This window comes from Micromonospora sp. BQ32 (assembly GCF_059358895.1).
Genome location: NZ_JCADBI010000024.1, coordinates 17978 through 38465 on the forward strand (window position 1 = coordinate 17978; position 20488 = coordinate 38465).

Sequence of the window (20488 nt, forward strand, 5' to 3'; positions counted from 1 at the left end):
CACCGACCGTGAACACCCACGAGCCGCTCAGCCAGCCGGAGGTGCAGGGTTTCGCCGCCCTGGCCGCCCGACTGGCCGAGAACGTCAACGCGGTGGTGCTCGGCAAGCCGCAGGTGGTGCGGCTGGCGCTGACCGCGCTCTTCGCCCAGGGTCATGTGCTGCTGGAGGACGTGCCCGGGGTAGGTAAGACGACCCTGGCACGGGCCATCGCCGCCACGGTGAAGGGTGAGTGGCGGCGTATCCAGTTCACGCCCGACCTGCTCCCCTCGGACGTGTCCGGCGTGACGATCTTCAACCAGGCGACCCGGGACTTCGAGTTCCATCCGGGGCCGGTCTTCGCCAACATCGTCATCGCCGACGAGATCAACCGGGCGTCGCCGAAGACCCAGTCGGCGCTGCTGGAGGTGATGGAGGAACGGACGGTCACCGTGGACGGAGTCCGGCACCCGGTGCCGTCGCCGTTCCTGGTGGTCGCCACCCAGAACCCGGTGGAGATGGACGGCACCTATCGGCTGCCCGAGGCGCAGTTGGACCGTTTCCTGGTGAAGCTCTCCGTCGGGTACCCGGACGAGGCGGTCGAGGTCGAGGTGCTGCGCGGCGCGACCGTACGGTCCCCCGAGGCCCTCGCCCCGGTCACCGACACCGCCACCGTCGGCGAGATGGTCCGGATGGCCCGCCGGGTGCACATCGCCGAGCCGCTCTACGCGTACGCGGTCCGGTTGGCCGCGGCCACCCGCACCCACCCGCAGGTGCGCGTCGGGGTCAGCCCCCGGGGCGTGATCGCGTTGACCCGCGCGGCGTGCGCGTACGCGCTGATCGACGGGCGGGGCTGGATCATGCCGGAGGATCTGAAGGCGCTCGTCGAGGCGGTGTTCGCGCACCGGCTGCTGCTCACCCCGGACGCCCAGGTGCGCGGGATGACCGCCGCGGAGGTGCTGCGCCAGGCCGTCGCCTCGGTGCCGGTACCGCTGCCGTCGGGGCAACCCGCTCCGGTGCAGGGCTGACCGGCAGCAGCGCGATGGGGATCACCGCCCGTGGGGTCGGGCTGCTCGTCGCCGCCGTGCTGCTGCTGGGGGCGGGTTTCCGGTTCGCGTACCCCGAGTTGACGCTGCTCGGCGCGGCGGCCGGCGCGGCCGTCGGCTACGCCGCGTTGGTCGCGGTCTGGCGGCCCCGGCTGACGGTGACCCGCCGCGCGGACCCGGACCGGGTGGCGCGCGGCGAGCCGGCGGCCATGACGTTGACCGTGCGCAACACCGGGCGGCTGCGATCGGCGAACCTGCTGGCCGAGGACCGGTGCGGGGAGCGGACGGTACCCGTGCCGGTGTTGCGCCTGCGGCCCGGCCGGGACACCGAGGTCCGCTACGACGTGCCGACCGACCGTCGTGGGGTGGTGCCGGTCGGTCCGCTGCGGGTGACCCGACGCGACCCGCTGGGGTTGGTGGCGCTGGCCCGCCCGTACGGGGCGGCGGTGCCGGTCTGGGTGCACCCCCGGGTCCATCCGCTGACGGCGGTGCCCCGAGGCGCGGGGCGCAGCCTCGACGGCCGGGTGGACGGGGTCCCGCACGGGTCGATCACGTTCGACTCGCTGCGGGAGTACGTGGTCGGCGACGAGCTGCGCCGGGTGCACTGGCGCACCAGCGCCCGGGTGGGTGAGCTGATGGTGCGGGAGAACGTGGACACCAGCCTGCCGCGCCTGGTCGTCCTGCTGGACAACCGTGCCGCCGCGCACCCGCTACGGGTCGGCGGGGTGGCGGAGTCGTTCGAGTCGGCCTGTGAGGCGGCGGCGTCGATCGTCACCGCCGCGCACCGCGCCGACCTGCCGGTGCTGTTGCTGTTGGCCGCCGCCGAGCCGGCGGAGGTCACCACGCCCGACGGCGAGGCCGACGGCCCTCTCGGGCCGCTGGACCGGCTCGCCGCCGCCGACCTGTCCGACGACGGTGACGCGGTGCGGGCGGCCACCACCCGGCTGCGGCAGGACCGGCTCGGCGACACGCTGATCTTCCTGACCGGGCCGGGTGGCCGGGCCGAGCTGGGGCACGTCGGGGCGCTGCGCGGGGCGTACCCGTCGGTGGTGGTCGGGGTGTTCGGTGCGGCCGAGCCGACGCCGCCAGGCGCCGCCGGCCTGGTGGTCGTCGACGCGGCCGACGGTGCGCAGTTCGCCGCCGAGTGGGACGGGGTACGCCGGTGGTGACGGGCGCCGTGCGGGTGCTGCGGGCGGCGGTCCTGCCGCTGGCGCTGATCGGGCTGACGGCGCTCGCCGGGGTGGTGCTCGGCCGGGTGTACGCCGGTGGCCTGCTGACCTGGCTGGTCATCGGCGCGGCGGCGGGTTCGGTACTGGTCAGCGTGGCCGCGCGGCGGCTGCCGTCGTGGCTGGTGGCGCCGGTGTCGGTGGCCGCGATGGCCGGCTGGACACTGTGGTCGCTGCGGCTGGCCGCGACTCGCGCGGACGTGCCGGGCGGCCTGCTGGAGGTCACCGCGGACGCCGCCCGCAACGGCATTCCCCGGCTGCTCACCGCGATGATCCCGGTGGAGCCCACCCCGGACACGGTGCTGGTGCCGGTCGTCGCCGCCTGGCTGGCCGGGCTGGCCGGCGCGGAGGTGGCGCTGCGCACCGGCCGGGTGCTGCTGGGTTACCTGCCGGCGGCGGGGCTCTACGCCGCCGCCCTCTACGTGGTCGGCCCGAACGCCGAACCGGCGGTGAAGGCGACGCTGGCCTTCGTCGCGGTCGCGGCCCTCGGCCTGGCCACCCCCACCCGGACAGCGCCGGGCGGCGGCGATCCGAGCGCCGACCTGACCCCCCGGGTACGCGCGGCGGTGCGGCTGCGGCTGGCCACCAGCGCGGCGCTCGGGGTGGCCCTGGTGGTCGGGCTGGTGGCGTTGCTCGGCCCGGTTGTCGCCGAGCAGGTCGACGGTCGGCCGGTGGACCCACGCCGGTACGTGGAGCCGCCGCAGGTGCAGACGCTCGACGAGAACCCGTTGATCCGGATCTCCGGCTGGGCGCTGCACCCGGAGCAGAAGCTCCTCGACGTGAGCACCAAACGCCCCGCCGCACCGTCCGCCGACGCCCCGCCCGAGGCTGACCCGGCGGCGGACACCGCGCGCAGTGTGCGGATCCGGTTAGCGGTGCTCAACGACTACGACGGGGTGACCTGGCGGGTCGGCGCGACGTACCGCAACGCCGGGCGGATCCTGCCGGCCGCGACTCCGGCCCGGGACAGCACCGTGCGGACGGTCCAGCAGCAGATCAGCGTGGCCGAGTTGAGCGGTCGGCTGCTACCCGCCGTGGCGACGCCCCGGGAGGTCAGCGGTGCGCGGGTGGCGTACGACCCGGCGAGCGGGACACTGATCCGGCCGGAAGGGCTGACGCCGGGGCTGCGGTACACGGTGACCTCCGCCGAGGAACGCCCGGACGTGAACCTGTTGGCCACCGCGAACGTGCCCGCCGGCGAGGAGGTGGCCCGGGTGCTGCGGGTCGCCGACGGGGTGCCCGACCCGATGCGCCGGCTGGCCACCCAGTTGGCCGAGGAGAACGGCGCGCCGTTCGCGCGGGCGTCGGCGATCGAGCAGTTCCTGGCCGAGCACTACCGGGTGGTGGCGGACGCGCCGAGCGGGCACGCGTACCCGAATCTGGGTTTCTTCCTGTTCGGGCCCCGCAACGGCGGCGGGCAGGAGGGCACCTCGGAGCAGTTCGCGGCGGCGTTCGCGGTCCTCGGCCGGCTCTCCGGGCTACCGACGCGGGTGGTGGTGGGCTTCCGGACCAGCGGGCAGGGGCCGGTGCTGGCCGGCGACGCGTACGCCTGGCCGGAGGTGCTCTTCGACGGGCTGGGGTGGGTGGCGTTCGACCCGCTGCCCCGCCCGAACGACGAGCCGCGACCGGTGGAGGAGGATTTCCGCCCGACGCCGGAGGACCCGCCTCCGTCGGAGGCGCCGGCACCGACCGCGGAGCCGAGCGCCTCACCGGAGCCGGTGGCCGCCCCCGACGGCCCGCCCGGCCGGGACGGGGTCTCCACCCCGGTGCTGGTCGCCGGCGGCAGCGGCGGTCTGCTGCTGGTGGTGGGGGCACTCCTGCTCGCCCTGCTGGCGATGCGCCGTTCCCTCACCCGCAGCCGGCTCGTGCGGGGCGACCCCGGCCAGCGCATCGCCGGCGCCTGGCGGGAGGTCACCGACGCGCTCCGGCTGGCCGGGAGACCGGTCGGGGACGACCTGGCCGCCACCGAGGTCGCCGGGCACGCCCGCCGGACCCTCGCCGACGCCCGAGCGGGCACGACCAGCGACGACACGGCGGCGGCCGACGCGTCCCGCCCGGCCGTGGACGAGTTGGCGGCCCTGCTCAATCAGGTGGGCTTCGCCCCCGGCGCCGCTACGCCCGACCAGGCGGCTCGGGCCGCCGAGGTGGCCACCGCCTACGTGGCCACCCTGCGCTCCGCCCGCCCCTGGTGGCGCCGCCTGCTCTGGTCCGTGCACCCCGCACCCCTGCGCCGCGCCCGCCGCTCCCCGCGCTGATCAAGAGCTTTGCGTCGGCTGCGGGTCCACTTCTGACGCAAACCTCTTGATCACCGGCGGAGGCGGCGCCCATCTGCTGGCCGCCGGGCGCGTTCCGGAGCGGTAGCGGGTCAGGCGGTCAGCCGGCGGATGAGTTTGCGCATGCCGGCCTGCCAGCCGTCCGGGTCCTCGGCGCGGCGGCGCGCGTAGTCGGCGACCTCGGGGTGCGGCAGGATCAGGAAACGTTCCTCGGCCAGCCCGGCGACGGCCGCGTCGGCGACCTGGTCCGGGGTGAGCACCGCACCGGACGCGGCGACCACCCGGGCGCCGAGGTGACCCTCGGCGAGCCCGTCGGCGAGCATCGGGGTGTCCACCCCCTGCGGGCAAAGCGCGCTGACCCGGATGCCCCGGTCCCGGTAGGTGATGGCCAGCCACTCCGCGAACCCCACCGAGGCGTGCTTCGTCGCGGTGTACGCGGCGTCGCCCACCGCGGTCAGCACACCCGCCGCGGAGCAGGTGTGCAGCAGGTGCCCGCCGCCCCGGGCGAGCATTCCGGGCAGCACCGCGCGAGCCGAGTAGACGTGGGCCAGCACGTTGACCCGCCAGGAGCGGTCCCAGCCGGCGTCGTCGACCTCCACTCCCCCGCCGGTGGTCACCCCCGCGTTGGCGCAGAACAGGTCGATCCGGCCGTACCGCTCCTCGGTGTCGGCGACCAGGTCACGGACTTGCTCCTCGTCGGTGACGTCGAGGGCGATGGCGTGTGCGACCGGGCCGATCTCCTCGGCCACCGCGTCGGCCGCGTCGGCGTCCAGGTCGGCGACCACCACGGCGGCGGCCCCCTCGGCGGCGAACCGGCGCGACAGCGCCGCCCCGATGCCGCCGGCCCCGCCGGTGACCACCACGATCCGGTCGGTGAGGTTCACGCGGACACCTCCACGGAGTTGGTGCCCAACCGGGCGATGAGGCTGAGCAGCGCGGTCGCGCCGCCGGCGGTGACCTCGGGGGTGGGCAGCAGCGCGACGATCGGCACGTCCACCCCGTTGTCGGCGTAGCGGCGCACCTCGGCGCGACACCGCTCCGGCGAGCCGTGCAGCACCAACGCGTCGACCACCTCGTCGGGCACCGCCGCGCTGGCGCCGCGCCGGTCACCGGCGGACCAGGCCGCCCACATGGGCGCGAGCGCCTCGTCGCGGCCGAGCCAGCGGTGGAACTCGGCGTACGCCGGGACGGTGAGGTAGCTGGTGATGAGCCGGCGGCCCAGCGCCCGGGCGTACGCGGCGTCCTCGGTGGGGCAGACGAAGATCCGGGCGGCGACCTCGAAGCCGGCGCGCCGCTCGCCCAGCTCGGCGAGGGCACGCGGCACGTCGTCGGCGCTGAGCCAGTTGAGGATGACCCCGTCGGCCTCCGCACCGGCCAGCCGGAGCATCCCCGGACGCAGCGCGGCGAGCAGGATCGGTGGCGGCACCGCCGGTGGTCGTTCCAGCGTGAACCGGCGGACGGTGAACGTGTCGTAAACCTCGTCGACGGTCTCGCCGCGCAGCGCGGCGCGCAGGAAGCGCAGGACGTCGCGGGTGCGACGGAACGGCTCGTCGAACGACAACGCGTTCCAGTCCCGCACCAGCACGGGTGAGGACGCGCCGATGCCGAGCGAGAACCGCCCCGGCGCGGCCTCGGCCAGCGCCGCCGCGCTCATCGCCAACAGCCCGGGGCCCCGGGTGAAGACCGGCGTGATCGCGGTGCCCAGCCGCAGCCCGGGCTGCCAGGCCGCGGCGAGCGCCAGCGGGGTGAACGCGTCGGTCCCGGCGACCTCGGACGACCAGACGTCGGTGAACCCGGCCCGGTCGAGGGCCGCGTAGGCCGCGTCGTGCTGCGCCAACGCGATCCCGCCCAGCGGCACCGTCATGCCCCATCGATTCGTCACCGATCGATCGTGCCCGTTGACGCCGGCCCGAGCAAGATCCCCGGGTTGGGCAGAATCGCCGGTTTCCAGTCGTCCGGGCCGGTGGGAGGTGCTACCACTTCGAGGTGGACCGGACCGACGGCGCAGGCCGCTGACCATGGGTTCCAGGGCGGCGGGACACCTGGAGCCGGTCCCGGCGGCGACCACGCCCGGTCGGGCGACGTTCCTGGAACTCTTCTTCGACCTGGTGTACGTCTTCGCGCTCACCCGGATCTCCGCGCGCGCGTTCGAGGATCTGACCCAGGAACCGGGCCGGGAGCACGGCTGGGGGACGGTCACCGGCGGCGGCAAGACACTGCTGTTGCTGCTCGCGCTCTGGGCGGTCTGGCAGGGCACCGCGTGGACGACCAGCCGGTACGACCCGTACCGGGCGCCGTTGCAGACCGTGGTGCTCACCGCGCTGGTGTGCAGCATGGTGATGGGGGTGGCGGTCCCCCGGGCCTTCAGCGACACCGCGCTGATGTTCGCGGTGGCGTACGTGGTCGCGCAGGTGACCCGGCCGGTGATCCTGTCGGTCGCGCTGGGGGCGCACCCGTACCGCCGGTTGAAGGTGCGCATGGCGGTGGTCTACGCGTTCAGCGGGCTGTTCTGGATCGGCGGCGCCATGTTGCCCACCAACGCGCAGGTGCTGCTCTGGTCGGCGGCGCTGTTCATCGAGTACCTGGCCGGCCGCTGTGGCTGGCCGGTGCCCGGCCTGGGTCGTTCGACGGTCTCCAAGTGGGAGATCGCCGGGGAGCACCTGGCCGAGCGGTACCAGCAGTTCTTCCTCGTCGCGCTGGGCGAGACGATCCTGGTGGCGGGTTTCGCGTACAGCAGGGGGCCCTACGAGAAGGGGCACGCGTGGGCGTTCGCGCTGGCGCTGGCCACCTCGATCATGCTGTGGCGCATCTACGTGCAGCGGGCCGGGCGGATCCTGGGCGAGGCGGTGATGAAGGCCCGCCACCCCGCCACCATCGGCCGCTCGGCGGCCGACACCCACCTGCTGATGGTGATCGGTCTGGCTGCCACCGCGATCGGATACGAGCTGATCATCGAACATCCGCTGGAGCGGATCCCGGGAGCGTGGCTGGCCATGGTGCTCGGCGGCCCGGTGCTGTTCCTGGCCGGCCGGGCCCGTCTCGAGTACGAGGTGTTCGCGTGAATCTCCCCGTCCCGGTGGATCGCCCTCACGGTGCTGGTGGCCTCGTCGGTGCCGCTGCTCTACCTGCCCGGGGTGGTCGCGACCGCGGTCGGGGCGCTGGTGCTGGCGGGGGTCGCGGTGGTCGACGCCCGTCGGGCCCACGGCGCCCCACCGGAGCCCGCCGCGCCACCGTTCTGAGCCTCGCGCGCCGATGTCACGCCGGCCCGGAAGGTTACTCTCGGCCGGTGACCTTCTCGCTCGTCGCCCGCTCCGCCGACGGCCGCCTGCACGGCGTGGCCGTCGCCAGCAAGTTCCTCGCCGCCGGGGCGCTGGTGCCGGCGGCCGCCGCCGAGGTGGGCGCGCTGGCCACCCAGGCCCACGTCAACCTCGCCTACCGCCCACAGGGCCTCACCCTGCTCCGGACCGGGGTGGCCGCCGCCGACGTGGTGGCCGGGTTGATCGCCGCCGATCCCGAGCGGGAGCACCGTCAGCTCGGCGTCGTGGGGGCCAGCGGTCCGGGTGCCAGCTGGACCGGGCCGGCCTGCCATCCGTGGGCCGGCGGGCGGACCGGCGACGGCTGGGCCGCGCAGGGCAACGTGCTCACCGGGCCGGAGGTCGTCGACGCCCTCGGCGCGGCCTGGCAGGACGGAGCGGCGCTGCCGTTCGCCGAGCGGCTTCTCGCCGCGTTGCGGGCCGGCGACGCGGCCGGCGGTGACCGGCGTGGCCGGCAGAGCGCCGGCCTGCTGGTGGTCGAGCGCGGCGGCGGGTACGGCGGCACCAGCGACGTGGTGGTGGACCTTCGCGTGGACGACCACCCCGACCCGGTCGGCGAGCTGGGTCGCCTGCTCACGGTGCACACCATGCTGTTCGGCCGGCCCGACCCGGCCACCCTGCTCGACCTGAGCGGCGCGGTCGCCGCCGAGGTGGCGGCGTTGCTCGGCGCACTGGGCCATCCGGTGCACGAGGACGGCACCGAAGCGGCGTTGATCTCCTGGGCCGGGTTGGAGAACCTGGAGGAGCGGCTGGTGCCGGGGCGGATCGACCCGGTGGTGCTGACGCACCTGCGTGGTGTCGCCCCGCATGTGCCCGCGCCGCGCTCCGCGAGCTGACCCCGACCGGCCGCCCCGCGCGCGACGGCGGCGGCTGGCTCAGCCCTTGACCCGGGGCACCAGCCGGTGCACGACGGTGAGCGCCAACGCCATCACCACGGCCATCGTGCCGGCGATCCCGGCGGCGCTGCCCGCGTACCCGACGAACAGGGGGCGGCGGGCCAGTTCCTCCGGCCCGATGTCGCGCAGGTCGAGCAGCCAGGACAGGGACAGCCCGCAGGCGACCAGGGCGAGCACACCGCCGAGCCCGAGCACCAGCGCCGCGACCCGGTGCGCGTCGCCGGGGGCGATCTCGGCCTGCTCCCGCTGGCTGACCAACAGCAGCAGCCCGGCCAACGCCGCCCACACGCCCACCACGAGGTACGCGGCGACCGCGTCGCTGGGCCGGTGCCAGCCGGCGGAGAGGGTGGCGACTCCGGCGACGGCGGCGTACCCGGCACCGATGAAGGCACCGACGGCCCGCACCTTGCGCGGCAGCACGAGCATCAGCGCGACCGCCACCGAGGCGGCCACCGTGGCGTGCCCGCTGGGCAGGCTGTTGCCCACCGCGGCGCGTTCCGGGTCGACACCGAAGTCGGGCCGGCTCAGCCCGTACTTGAGCAGTTGGGTGGTGACGTTCGCTCCGGCGATCAGCAGGGTCGCGGTGATCGCCAAGGCGATCCGCCCCCGGATCAGCGCGATGAACCCGATCATCGCGGTGGCTGCCAGCAGCGACACCACCGACATCGCGTTGAGGATCCGGTCGACCGGACCGTCGATGGTGTCCTGCCCGATCCGGTTGCCGGTGAGGGCGACAGTGTCCACCCACTGGCCGAGCTCGACGTGCACGGCCACCCGCCACACGGCGAGGAAGGCGCCCGCCTGGACGAGGGCCAGTACGACCAACCAGACCGCGGTCCAACCCCGTGCCGTCGCGCGCATCCGCACACCGTAGCGGCAGGTGTCGGCGGTCCGAGCGGGGCCCCGCCGCCAACCGCCGGTTAGGTTGTGCCGGAGGCGAGGAGGCAGCGGTGAGCGGAAAACCGGAGCGCGACAGCGGCCCGGCCGAGCCCGGTCCGGAGCAGCGCAGGGGCGACGATCCAGGGTCGGCAGGGTCGGCGCGGGTCGGCGCCGACACCGGTCCGGGCGGGCCGACGCGGGCCGAGTCGCTGACGGATCTGCTGGGCGGGCGACGCGGAGCCATCGACGCCACCCTGCCGCCGCTGGCGTTCGCGGTGGGCTGGCTGCTCGGCGGTGAGTCGCTGTGGGGCGGGGTCGGCGCGGCGCTGGCCGTGGGCGCGGTGGTGGCCGGCGTACGGCTGCGTCGGGGTGACCGGCCGCGTTCGGTGTTGATCGGGCTGCTGGCCGTCTGCGTCGCGGCGTTGATCGCGGTGCGCACCGGTCGGGCCGAGAACTTCTTCCTGATCCAGGTGTTGTCCAACGCCGCGAGCGCTCTGGCGTGGACGGTCAGCATCGTGGTGCGGTGGCCACTGCTCGGTGTGCTGGTCGGCGCGGTGCTGGGCCAGCGCGCCCGGTGGCGGCGCGACCCGGCGCTGCTGCGCGGGTACGGCCGGGCCAGTTGGGTGTGGGCGGCGACCTACCTGCTGCGGGTCGCCGTGTTCGTGCCGCTCTACCTGGGCGGGCAGGTGCTCGCGCTGGTGGTGGCCCGGGTGGCGTTGACCTGGCCGCTGGTCGCCGCGGCGCTGGCACTGAGCTGGGTGGTGCTGCGGCGCTCGCTGCCGGCCGGGCACCCGGGGCTGCGTCACCCGGTCACGCCGCCTCGCTGACCCGGGCGGGCTCGGGCGGGCTCGGGCACGAAAGGCAGGCGGGCTCGGGGCAAAAAAGTGGAGAGGCCGCCACGGGGGGAGCGGCCTCTCCGGTGACGTACGTTACTCCGTCACGGACCTCGGTGTGATCCCGCGAGGGCCCGAATTTCTGGGCTTTTTCGCGGCTGGCTTCAGTCCGGACGGTGGGGTGGGCCGGACGATCCGCTGCGTCGGCCAGATCGCCGGCCCACCCCGGCCTGACCGTGGGTGTCAGGCCGTCCGCCAGCCCCGGTCCGTCGTTCCCTCGGACCCGGGCCGGACCCCGGGGTGGGCGGTGCACGCCACCCACCCCGGGTCGTCTCAGCCGTTCGGGAACAGGCTGCCGTAGTCGGCGTACGCCATGGCGACGTCAGCCTGTGCCCAGAACCGGTGGTAGTTGAAGGTGGGCTCCGGACCACCGTCCAGGTACGCCTGCACCTTGGGCCAGTCCGGGTCGTTCTTGTAGAAGGACCGGATGTCCAGGAAGCTCTTGCCTGCGGCGATGGCGTCGCCGTTCGGCATCGTCCCGGTCCAGCCCGCCGGGACGTAGAGGCCCTGCCCGGTGGACGCGTTGTAGACGTCGTCGAAGCGCCGGTAGTCGCCACGCTTCTCGGTGGTGGAGACACCCTTGGCGTCGCTGGCGGCCGACAGCGCGTCGAGCAGCCCCTTGGCGGTGTCCTTCGCCGCCACGTTGCCCGACTTGGCCGCGTAGGCGATCAGGATCCGGGCGTAGCCGGCGGTGACACCGACGTCCTGGCCCTTGCTGATGACCTCGACGTGCAGGCCGGTGTTGGGCTGCGGGTTGGACGGGTTCCAGGTGGTCGGCTGACCGGTCCACGCCATGTCCGACGGGATCGACCAGTTGGTGCCGAGGGTGGTGTTGGCGATCGCCCATGGCACCCACTTGTCCAGCAGCGCCTTGGCCTTCGCGTTGCCGGTCTGCAGGTACAGCTCGGCGATGCGCTGCATCGACCATGCCTGCATGCCGAACCACTGGTTCGACGGCGGGTCGTTGTAGACCGGGTCGACGTCGTAGAACATGCCGTAGAAGGTGCTGGTGCCGGCCGGCGGCTGGGCGTAGCTGCCGTCCCAGCTGTTGGTGGCGCCACCGGCGATGCCGCCCTCGGCGGACTGCAACCAGGTGTAGAACTCCAGCTGCCGCTCGAAGCTCTTGGTCCAGTCGGCGACCGCGGTCGACGACTGCGGCTTGAGCTCCGGGGTGTTGGTCAGCGCCCAGGCCGCGAACGGGTTCTGGTAGCCGAAGTGGTTGTGGCTGGAGCCGATCCGCCAGGACCAGTTCTGGCTGGCGTCGTACGCGCCGCCCCAGGCGTAGTACCAGGACAGCAGGTAGTGCGCGGAGTCCTTGCCGCTGCCGGCGGGGCAGGTGCTGGCCCCGACGCAGTTGCCGATCTTCTTGAAGTACTTGTCGAACATCGCGTACCGCAGGTAGTCGCCCATCTTGGCGGCCTTGGTGATGGTGGCCGCGACGTCGGCCTGCTTGTTCTGCGCCTTGGACCAGGTCAGCGCCCAGTACGCGGCCTGCACGGCGCGGGCGTCGGCGTCCGGGGCGTTGGTGTACTTCCACTGCTTGGCGGGGGCGCCGGTGTCCTTGACGAACAGGTCGAGGTAGCCGTACTGACCGCCGTGCTCGAAGGTGTCGCAGGAGGGCTGCGGAACGGTCTCCCAGACCGACTCCTGGGTGCCCCGCTGGAAGGTGTTGATGTAGGCCGGCTTGGTGGTGCCGTCACCGCAGCGGCCGAAGCCGTAGGTGTTGTCGACGTCCATCAGCCAGTGCATGCCGTAGATGTCGCCGGTGCCGTAGGTGGACTGCAACTCCGCGCGGAGCGGGTCCTGCCCGACCGGGACGTTCGGGTTCAGCGCCGAGGGGTACTGGCTGGGCAGGTTGTACTCCGCGGCGTACTGCGGGGTGCCCGCGGAGCCGGCGGTCGGCTGGTCGGCGTGCGTGGGGATGATGTACTTCTCCATCACCGTCCAGGCGTTGTTGAACGGGGCCCAGTTCTGGGTGACCTTGCCGTAGTAGGCCTCCAGCCAGAGCCAGAAGCTGAACGCCTCCGAGGTGGTCTCGTGGCCGTGGTCGGGCGCCTCGACGATCAGCGTCTCCACCGAGTGGTACGGCACGCCCTCGGGGCTGAAGTAGCCCGAGTTCTTGATCTTGCCGTACTGCTCGAGGAACTTCGCCGTGTAGGCGTTGTCGCCGCCCGGGGCGTCGTTGTCGATCTCGGTGGCGCTGACCGCCAGCGAGGCGAGACCGGTGGCGGAGGCGGTGATGGTGGCGGCGCCGCCGACGGTGTCGGTGTCCTCCGCCGCGGCGACCGTGACGGTGACCCCGGTGTTCCAGTTGCTCGGGGTCAGCGTGGCGGTGGCCGGCGAGACGGTGACGTCGGTGTCGCCGGTGCGGGTGAGGGTGACCGGCACGTTGGCCGTCGGGGCGGCGCTGAGCTTCAGGTTGAAGGTGCCGGTGCCCCCCTCGTTGACGCTCACCGCGGACGGGGTGGCGACCAGGGTCGGGCCGTTGGCAGCGCCGACGGTGAACGCCTTCTCGTCGACCCCGATGCCGTTGGCGTTGTCGTACGCCTTGGCCTGGACGGTGTAGCTGCCGGCCGGCAGGTCCTCCTGGGTGTACGCGTACGGGGCGGAGGTGTCGGTGTTGATCAGCAGGCCGTTGCGGTAGAACTCGACCTTGCTGATCGTCCCGTCCGGGTCGCTGGCGGTGGCGGTCAGCGGCACGTCGGCCGGCGCGGTGAACGGCCCGGCCGGCAGGCCGAGGGAGACCGTTGGCGGCAGGTTGGCCGGGGTGCCGTTGCAGGGCGTGCCGTTCAGGGTGAACGAGGTGGGCTTCGGGTTGCTGCCCGAGTGGGCGCCGTTGAAGCCGATGGTGGTGGAGGCGCCGGTGCCGAGGTTGCCGTTGTACGACTCGTTGGTCGCGGTGACCTCACTGCCGGTCTGGCTGAACCTGGCCGACCAGCCCTGGGTGACCCGCTGACCGCTGGTCGGGAAGGTCCACTTGAGCGTCCAGTTGCTGACCGGGTCGCCCAGGTTCTTGATGGTGACGTTGGCGGTGAAGCCGGTGTTCCAGTCGTTGGTCGCGTAGACCACGTCGCAGGCGGGCGCGGCCTGTGCGGCGCCAGCGGGCAGGGTCACCCCGCCGATGACGAGCGCGGCGGCGGCGACTATCGCCACTCGACGGCGTCGTGCCAGTTGTCTCATGTGCGCGGTGTCTCCTCGGACCAGGCCGGGATGGTCCCCGGCGAGGCGCCTGCCCGCGAGGGTGGTGGTCCGCGGGGATGTCGAGGCGCCGGGAAGGTGGTCTTCCCCGGGCCCGGCCGGGGTTACGGCGGTGCGGCCCGCACGGGAGGGGGTCCCGCCGGCTGATCGGGTGACCGTGACCGGAGCTGGTGCTGCCGGCTGCCCTCGGTGGACCCGCACTCACGCGATCTGGCTCCTGTCGCGTTGAATCGACAGTGTGCCATGGAAGCGCTCCCACAACAAGCGCGAGGAGCGCCGGATCAGCTCCTTGTTTCGATCTCGTTTTGGGGCTTTCACAAAGGCGTGACGGGCGTTACAGTCGCAACATCGGTCGATGGGAGCGCTTCCATCGACAAGGTTCCAACAAGAAGATCGCTGGGGTCATCTCTGACGAGCCCAGGGAACCAGACCGAGGGCCGACGACGGGCCAGCCCGGACGCCGTCGTCAGCCATCGTCCCGCCACAGGGAGGGAGGTGGAACCAGAGCCACTCGCGTGGCCCGGCTCCCGCGCGACACGCACGGCAGGACCCAAATTCCGCCCGTGTGTGTGCAGTTACGGTGGGGACGGGGGTTGCCCTCCCCCGTCCCCACACTAAACCCCCGTACACGATAGGAAAAGAGGCCGACGGGACAGGCGCGCCGCGCCGCCCGGACGGCCTCGTTCGCTGCTCGGGGCCACACCCGTCTCTCACCCGCCAGCGCCGGCCGTTCTCATGGCCGGCTGACCGGCTGGCAGCGCCTGCCCTATCATGGGAGCGCTCCCGAACCTTTCGGCGGTGGCCCCGTATCCATGAGGAGAATCCATGTCGATACCTATTGGGCCCGCCGGCCCGCTGCGCTTCCCGGAGAACTTCGGCTGGGGCGCGGCCACCTCCGCGTACCAGATCGAGGGCGCCGCCAAGGAGGACGGGCGCGGCGAATCGGTCTGGGACACCTTCAGCCGCGTCCCGGGGCGCACCCGCAACGGCGACACCGGCGACGTGGCCATCGACCACTACCACCGGTACGCCGAGGACCTCGACCTCATGCGCGACCTCGGTCTGCGCAGCTACCGCTTCTCCATCTCCTGGCCCCGGATCCAACCCGACGGCACCGGCACGCCCAACCAGCGCGGCCTGGACTTCTACCGCCGACTCCTCGACGGCCTGCACGAGCGCGGGATCACCCCGATGGCCACCCTGTTCCACTGGGACCTCCCGCAGGCGCTCCAGGACGCCGGCGGCTGGGAGTCACGCGACACCGCCCACCGCTTCGCCGACTACGCCGACGTGGTCTTCCGCGCCCTCGGCGACCGGGTGCCGGCCTGGCTCACCATCAACGAGCCCAAGACCGTGGTGCAGAACGGCTACCTCACCGGCCACCACGCCCCCGGCCGGCAGGACCCGGACGCCGCCTACCTGGTCGCCCACCACCTGCAACTGGCCCACGGCTTCGCCGTCGGCGCGCTGCGCGCCAGCGGCAGCGACAGCCGGATCGGCCCCGCGCTCAACCTGCACCCCTGCTACCCCGCCGACGACTCCCCCCAGGCGGCCGCCGCCGCCCACCTCTACGACGCCTACGAGAACCGCCTCTACCTCGACTCGCTGTTCAAGGGCAGCTACCCCGAGGACCTGCTGGCCGACCTGGGCCCGCAGAGCCGGATGGTCCAGGGCATCCGCGACGGTGACCTGAAGGTCATCTCCGCGCCGGTCGACCTGCTGGCCGTGCAGTACTACACCCCCATCTACGTCACCGCCGACGGCGGCACCGCGCACCGCTGGGCGACCTCCGAGGCCGAGTGGCAGCAGATCTACCCCGAGGGCATGTACGACCTGCTGACCCGGATCACCCGCGACTACGGCCCGATCCCGCTCACCATCACCGAGAACGGGCTGCCCACACCGGACACTCTGGCCGCGGACGACACCGTCCAGGACACGGGCCGGATCAACTTCCTGCGCGACCACCTCACCGCCGCACACCGGGCCATCGCCGACGGGGTGCCGCTGGAGAGCTTCCACGTCTGGTCACTGCTGGACAACTTCGAGTGGGACCAGGGCTACGAGCAGCGCTGGGGCCTGGTCTACGTGGACTACGCCACCCAGCGGCGGGTGCTCAAGAGCAGCGCCACCTGGTACCGCTCCGTCATCGCCGACGGCGGCTTCTGAAGGCGCCGCCACCCGGACGGCCGGGCCCGGACGGCTCGGCTCGGGTGAGCCGGTGACGTCCGGGCCTCGGCCGGTGCACTCAGCGGGGCAGCGCCTGCTGCAACTCCGCCCGCAGAGCCGGGGTGAGCATCTCCCCCGCCTGCTTGGCCAGCCGGGCCATCTCGTAGCCCACCACACCGATGTCCGCGTCGCCGGCGGCCAACGTGGCCAGAATCGAGCCGTCGCGGATCTGCATCACCAGGAAGTAGCCGCGGCCCATCTCGACCACCGTCTGCTTGACGATGTCGCCGTCGAACATCTGGGCCGCGCCCGCGGTGATGCTCATCAACCCGGAGGTCACCGCGGCGAGCTTGTCCGCGTTGTCACGGGGCAGGTGATCGGAGATCGCCACCAGCAGCCCGTCGGAGGAGACCACCACCGCGTGCGCCACACCCGGCACCCGCTCCGCGAACGCGCTCACCAGCCAGCTCAGGTCACGCGCCTCCTGGCTCAACGTCGTCACTGTCGTCGTCCCCCTTCGTCGTGCCCCCCGGACGGTGGCACGGGTATCTCGGTGGTGTCCTCAGCCTCGGCGCGCCGTACTCCGCTGTAGAGCCGCGAGAGCATGCCGCCGACCGCCTCCGGGTCCGGGTCGGTGCGGGTCGGTGCCGTCATCGGTTGTGCCGAACGGGTGACCGCGCTCAACTGCGCCATCGGCACCCGCACCGGCAGCCCCCGCTCGTTGGTGCCGGCGGTGACCGGGATGGTCGGCGGCGCCGCCGGTGCGGGCACCACCGGCGCGGTCGGGCCCTGCCGCGAATACCAGCCCCCGCCGTTACCGCGAGCAGCGGCCGGGGTCAACACGTCCTCGGCGCGCACCGGCATCGGGCGGCCCTGACGCGGCACGCCGACGCCCGGCGGGCGACCGGCGACCGGCAGGTCCCGCGCCGCGACACCCGGCACCGGGGCGGCGGCCTGCCGGACCGCCCCGGACGGGGGCGCCGACCCGCGCGCCGCGCTCGCCGCCAGCATCCGCGCCGACGGGGGCGCATCCAGCTCCACGGTGCCCGGCGCAGCCAGCAACACCGCGGGCAGGGCCAGCCGGGCGACCAGGCCGTCCTCGCCGCCGTCCAACCGCACGCGGACACCCAACCGGGCCGCCAGGTGGCTGACCACGAAAAGCCCCATCCGCTCCACCGCCGCGACGTCCGCCGCCGGAGGGCTGGCCAGCACCTCGTTCGCCTGGACCAACGCGGCCGGGCTCATGCCCAGACCGCGGTCGACGATCTCGATCAGCGGCGCCCCCGCCTCGACCCGGGCGGTCACCACCACGACGGTGTCCGGGCGGGAGAAGGCCGTGGCGTTCTCCAGCAGCTCGGCCAGCAGGTGCACCAACTCGCCGACCGCGTGCCCGACCACGTGCACGTCGGCCACCGACTCGATCCGGACCCGCTGGTACTGCTCGATCTCGGCGGCGGCGGCCAGCAGCACCGCGCCGAGGCCCACCGGCCGGTTCCACCGCCGGGTCGAGTCGGTGCCGGCGAGCACCAGCAGGCTCTCGTCGTTACGGCGCATCCGGGCGGCCAGGTGATCGAGCTTGAACAGGTTCTCCAGCTGGTCCGGGTCGCTCTCCTCGCGCTCCAGGTCGTCCAGCAGCTCCAACTGGCGCTCCACCAGCACCTGGCTGCGGCGGGCCAGGTTGACGAACATCGCGTTGACGTTGCGCCGCATCAGCGCCTGCTCGACGGCGACCGTGACCGCGCTGCGGTGCACCGCCACGAACGCCTCGGCCAGCTCGCCGATCTCGTCGAGCGAGCGGACCACCGCCGGCGCGACCTCGATGCGGGGCACCCCGCCGGTGACGGTCTTCAGGCGGTCCAGAGCGTCCGGCAACTCGACCTGGGCGATCCGCAGCGCCTGACTGCGCAGCAACCGCATCGACCGGGCGACCGACCGCCCGATCAGCAACGAGATCAGCAGGGCGGCCAGCAGGACCGTGACCACCCCGCCGACGACCAGCAGGGTCGTCCGCAGCTGATCGTCACTGGCCTCCTCGGCCTGGCGTACGGCGTCGTCGAGCACGCCCGCCTCAAGCTGGCGAAGCAGCTCCTGACGCTGCTGGCTGGCCGACCACCACTGCTCCGACGGCAGCACCTGCGGCGACGCGCCGCCGGAGGACAGGCTGCGCTCCTCCAACCCGGTGGCGAGCAGGAACATCGGCGACACCGACGTCTCGTCGTAGCGGCGGATCTGCTCAGTGGTCGCGGCCACCCGGAACGCGCCGAGCGCGGTGAGTTGCTGCCCGCGCAGGTCGGCGAGGACCACCCGGTCCTCGGTGCCGTACCCACCGGCACGGGAGGCGGCGTAAAGCTGGGCCCGCACCCGGGAGGAGAGCTCCTTGACCCGGGCCAGCTGGACGTAGCGCAGCACCGCGTCGTTCAACGCCGGCTGGTTCTGACCCGGCGTCGGCTCGGCGAGCAGGTCGAGCAACGCCCCGACGGCCCGGTGGTAGTTGCTCAGGATGGTCTCAGTGCTGAGCACCGCCGGCGGAATCGCCGAGCGGATGTCCACCACCTGGTCGTACGTCTCCAACGCCTCGGAGAACGCGACCCGCCAGGACGCGTCCGCGTCCGCCAGTGGCTCGGCGGCCCGACTGAGGTCCACGATGGCCTTGTCGGTGGCCGCCTGCAACGGCTTCAGGTCGTTCGCGGCGCTCTGCCGGTCACCACCCTTGCGCAGCTCACCCAGCTCCCCCGCCGAGCGATCGCGCTCCTGCTGGAGCTGGTGCACCGCCGCGGTGATCTGCCGGCCGATGCCGACCTGACTGGAGAAGTCGTTCAACGCCGTCGTCCGCCCCACCAGCGTGCTGGTCTGCACCCCGGCGAGCAGGAGGAACGCCATCGACGGCACCACCAGCACGGTGGCGAGCTTCGTGCTCATCCGCCAGTCGCGCAGCCGGAACGGCGACCGCCGTCGATGCGGAACGACTCGGACGTCGAAGCGGCGTCGGCGATGGTTCGACACCGCGCCGATCGCCGGGTCGGGACCTGCCGCCACCCTGCCTCCTCCGTCCTACCGCGTCCACCGCGGTCGGGGGAGCGCAGTCCATCCAACCAGGCTCGGTACCGCTGTCAACGGCCCGGGCGAGGCCGAGGTTCAGGAAGGATACTGCGGGTGCGAACGTCCTGCCGTGGTCGGTAAAACCAGCTCGTCCGTCCGGCCGATGTCGGCGAGCCCAATCGCGTCACCGAAGCGCCCCAGCGCCACCAACGCGGCACCGGTGGCGCCGATTTCCGGGTTGCGTTGATGCGACACCGGTCGCGGTGCGAGCGCGGTGGCGAACGCCTGCCGCCACCAGACCGAGGCGGCCACCGCGCCGCCACCCAGCACCACCCCGACCGGTTTGTCGATGGTGGACTCCAGCACCCCGAGATCCTCGGCGACCAGCTCACACAACCCCTGCATCAGCCCGGCCAGGATGTCGACCGAGGTCGTGCTGAAGCTGAGCCCGCTGAGCACACCGCTGCCCGCCGGCGCCAGCCCGGGCGCCCGGTCCCCACCGAAGCGGGGGTCCGCCGTTCGGCCACCGCCCGCCGGCACCAGCGCCAGCGCGGCGTCCAGCTCGGCGCCCCGGGGCAACCGCAACTCCCGGTCCGCCCAGGCGAAGAGGTTGCCCCCGTTGGCGTACGCGGCACCGGTCACCACGTGTTCGTGGTCGACCCGGTAACGCCACAACCGCTCCGGCAGCCGGGGCATCGGCTCGCCGGCCGGGATCCGCTGCATGAGCCGTACCGCCGCGGAGGTGCCCACGGTGACGGCGGCCCGGCTCGGATCGACGCAGCCCGAGCCGACGTTCGACGCCCCACCGTCGCCCACCGGCGGTGACCACCGGGCCTGCGCCAACTGCGGCCACCGACGAGCCAGGTCGACCCGCAGCCGACCGTGCCAGTCCAGCTCGCCCAGCGGCGGCAGGTCCGCCGGTCGCGCCTCGGCCAGCGTCAGCGCCTCCTCGTCCCAGCGCAGGGTGCGCAGGTCCAGCAGACCGGTCCCGGATGCCTGGGAGATCGACATGGGCGCCGTGTCGAGCAGCTCACCCAGCACGTACTCGGGCAGACCAACGAACCGGGCGATCGGGGTGCCGGACTGCTCCCGCAACCAGGGCAACCGCATCGACCAGTACGAACGGTGCCACCAGCAGCCGGTGCGCTGGTGGAAACCGTCCGGGTCCGCCGGACCGGCGGTGCGCCCGACCGGGGCGGGCCGGGTGTCCAGCCAGGTGACCACCGGGCCCAGGGGAGCGCCGTCACGGTCCAGCGGGAGCACCGAGTGCCACTGGGCGGAGATCGCCACCAGGCCGACGTCGTGCAGGTGACCCGCGCCGGCCAGCTCGTCCAGGCACTCGACCAGACTGGCCAGATAGTCCCGACCGGACAGCGTGCCGGTGCCGTCGTCGCCCATGGCGAGGTCGACCTTGCGGCGGGCCAGGGCACCCGGCATCGGCTGGGTGTCCGCGTCCAGCACCAGCCCGCGTACCGAGGAGGTGCCCAGGTCGAGCGCGAGAATGTTCATCGCCGGTCAAGTTACCCCGTGCCAGCCGGCCGACGGGCGCGTAGGGTGGATCACATGCTCGCGCAACTGA

15 protein-coding genes are annotated in these 20488 nt (G+C 73.3%); 8 read left to right on the forward strand and 7 right to left on the reverse strand.

Going from position 1 to position 20488, the window contains the following annotated elements:
- Nucleotides 1-8: 8 nt before the first annotated feature.
- Genes AC5L30_RS30420 through AC5L30_RS30430 form a run of 3 tightly spaced genes read left to right on the forward strand, consistent with a single transcriptional unit; the run spans nucleotide 9 to nucleotide 4503 of the window.
- Nucleotides 9-1004, forward strand: a complete 996-nt coding sequence (locus AC5L30_RS30420) for an AAA family ATPase (RefSeq protein WP_494871494.1) — start codon at nucleotides 9-11, stop codon at nucleotides 1002-1004.
- 14 nt (nucleotides 1005-1018) lie between these two features.
- Nucleotides 1019-2191: a DUF58 domain-containing protein gene (locus tag AC5L30_RS30425; RefSeq protein ID WP_494871496.1), complete on the forward strand. Its 1173-nt coding sequence runs from the start codon at nucleotides 1019-1021 to the stop codon at nucleotides 2189-2191.
- Complete coding sequence (locus AC5L30_RS30430; protein ID WP_494871497.1) at nucleotides 2185-4503, forward strand: transglutaminase TgpA family protein; 2319 nt, start codon at nucleotides 2185-2187, stop codon at nucleotides 4501-4503. Before AC5L30_RS30425 ends, AC5L30_RS30430 begins: the two co-directional genes overlap by 7 nt.
- A gap of 110 nt (nucleotides 4504-4613) precedes the next feature.
- On the opposite strand, the gene AC5L30_RS30435 is transcribed toward AC5L30_RS30430, so the two are convergent.
- Nucleotides 4614-5405, reverse strand: a complete 792-nt coding sequence (locus AC5L30_RS30435) for an SDR family oxidoreductase (protein WP_494871498.1) — start codon at nucleotides 5403-5405, stop codon at nucleotides 4614-4616.
- On the reverse strand, nucleotides 5402-6385 hold the full coding sequence (locus AC5L30_RS30440) for an LLM class F420-dependent oxidoreductase (RefSeq protein WP_494871562.1): 984 nt from the start codon (nucleotides 6383-6385) through the stop codon (nucleotides 5402-5404). The genes AC5L30_RS30435 and AC5L30_RS30440 overlap by 4 nt, the downstream gene beginning before the upstream one ends.
- A gap of 154 nt (nucleotides 6386-6539) precedes the next feature.
- Between AC5L30_RS30440 and AC5L30_RS30445 the strand changes: the two genes are divergently transcribed.
- The 3 genes from AC5L30_RS30445 to AC5L30_RS30455 are packed head-to-tail and all read left to right on the forward strand — an operon-like array spanning nucleotide 6540 to nucleotide 8671.
- On the forward strand, nucleotides 6540-7583 hold the full coding sequence (locus AC5L30_RS30445; RefSeq protein WP_494871499.1) for a low temperature requirement protein A: 1044 nt from the start codon (nucleotides 6540-6542) through the stop codon (nucleotides 7581-7583).
- Between the two features lie 30 nt (nucleotides 7584-7613).
- The gene (locus tag AC5L30_RS30450; protein WP_494871501.1) at nucleotides 7614-7760 is read left to right on the forward strand and encodes a hypothetical protein; all 147 of its coding nucleotides are present in this window, start codon (nucleotides 7614-7616) and stop codon (nucleotides 7758-7760) included.
- A gap of 47 nt (nucleotides 7761-7807) precedes the next feature.
- On the forward strand, nucleotides 7808-8671 hold the full coding sequence (locus AC5L30_RS30455) for a DUF1028 domain-containing protein (RefSeq protein ID WP_494871503.1): 864 nt from the start codon (nucleotides 7808-7810) through the stop codon (nucleotides 8669-8671).
- Nucleotides 8672-8710: 39 nt separating this feature from the next.
- On the opposite strand, the gene AC5L30_RS30460 is transcribed toward AC5L30_RS30455, so the two are convergent.
- On the reverse strand, nucleotides 8711-9598 hold the full coding sequence (locus AC5L30_RS30460) for a phosphatase PAP2 family protein (protein WP_494871505.1): 888 nt from the start codon (nucleotides 9596-9598) through the stop codon (nucleotides 8711-8713).
- A gap of 230 nt (nucleotides 9599-9828) precedes the next feature.
- Here AC5L30_RS30460 and AC5L30_RS30465 point away from each other — a divergent pair, with 230 nt between their 5' ends.
- A complete protein-coding gene (locus AC5L30_RS30465) occupies nucleotides 9829-10437 on the forward strand; it encodes a DUF3159 domain-containing protein (protein WP_494871563.1) in 609 nt (202 codons plus the stop codon).
- 339 nt (nucleotides 10438-10776) lie between these two features.
- On the opposite strand, the gene AC5L30_RS30470 is transcribed toward AC5L30_RS30465, so the two are convergent.
- Nucleotides 10777-13683, reverse strand: coding sequence for a glycoside hydrolase family 48 protein (locus AC5L30_RS30470; RefSeq protein ID WP_494871507.1), 2907 nt, complete (start codon nucleotides 13681-13683; stop codon nucleotides 10777-10779).
- Nucleotides 13684-14526: 843 nt separating this feature from the next.
- On the opposite strand from AC5L30_RS30470, the gene AC5L30_RS30475 reads away from it, so the two are divergent.
- The gene (locus tag AC5L30_RS30475) at nucleotides 14527-15870 is read left to right on the forward strand and encodes a GH1 family beta-glucosidase (RefSeq protein ID WP_494871509.1); all 1344 of its coding nucleotides are present in this window, start codon (nucleotides 14527-14529) and stop codon (nucleotides 15868-15870) included.
- A gap of 79 nt (nucleotides 15871-15949) precedes the next feature.
- Here the strand turns inward: AC5L30_RS30475 and AC5L30_RS30480 are convergent, their stop codons facing one another.
- The 3 genes from AC5L30_RS30480 to AC5L30_RS30490 form a co-directional block, all read right to left on the reverse strand.
- On the reverse strand, nucleotides 15950-16372 hold the full coding sequence (locus AC5L30_RS30480; protein WP_435826665.1) for a roadblock/LC7 domain-containing protein: 423 nt from the start codon (nucleotides 16370-16372) through the stop codon (nucleotides 15950-15952).
- The gene (locus AC5L30_RS30485) at nucleotides 16369-18906 is read right to left on the reverse strand and encodes a sensor histidine kinase (RefSeq protein WP_494871511.1); all 2538 of its coding nucleotides are present in this window, start codon (nucleotides 18904-18906) and stop codon (nucleotides 16369-16371) included. The genes AC5L30_RS30480 and AC5L30_RS30485 overlap by 4 nt, the downstream gene beginning before the upstream one ends.
- Before the next feature lie 99 nt (nucleotides 18907-19005).
- Complete coding sequence (locus AC5L30_RS30490; protein ID WP_494871513.1) at nucleotides 19006-20418, reverse strand: FGGY family carbohydrate kinase; 1413 nt, start codon at nucleotides 20416-20418, stop codon at nucleotides 19006-19008.
- Between the last annotated feature and the right edge of the window lie 70 nt (nucleotides 20419-20488).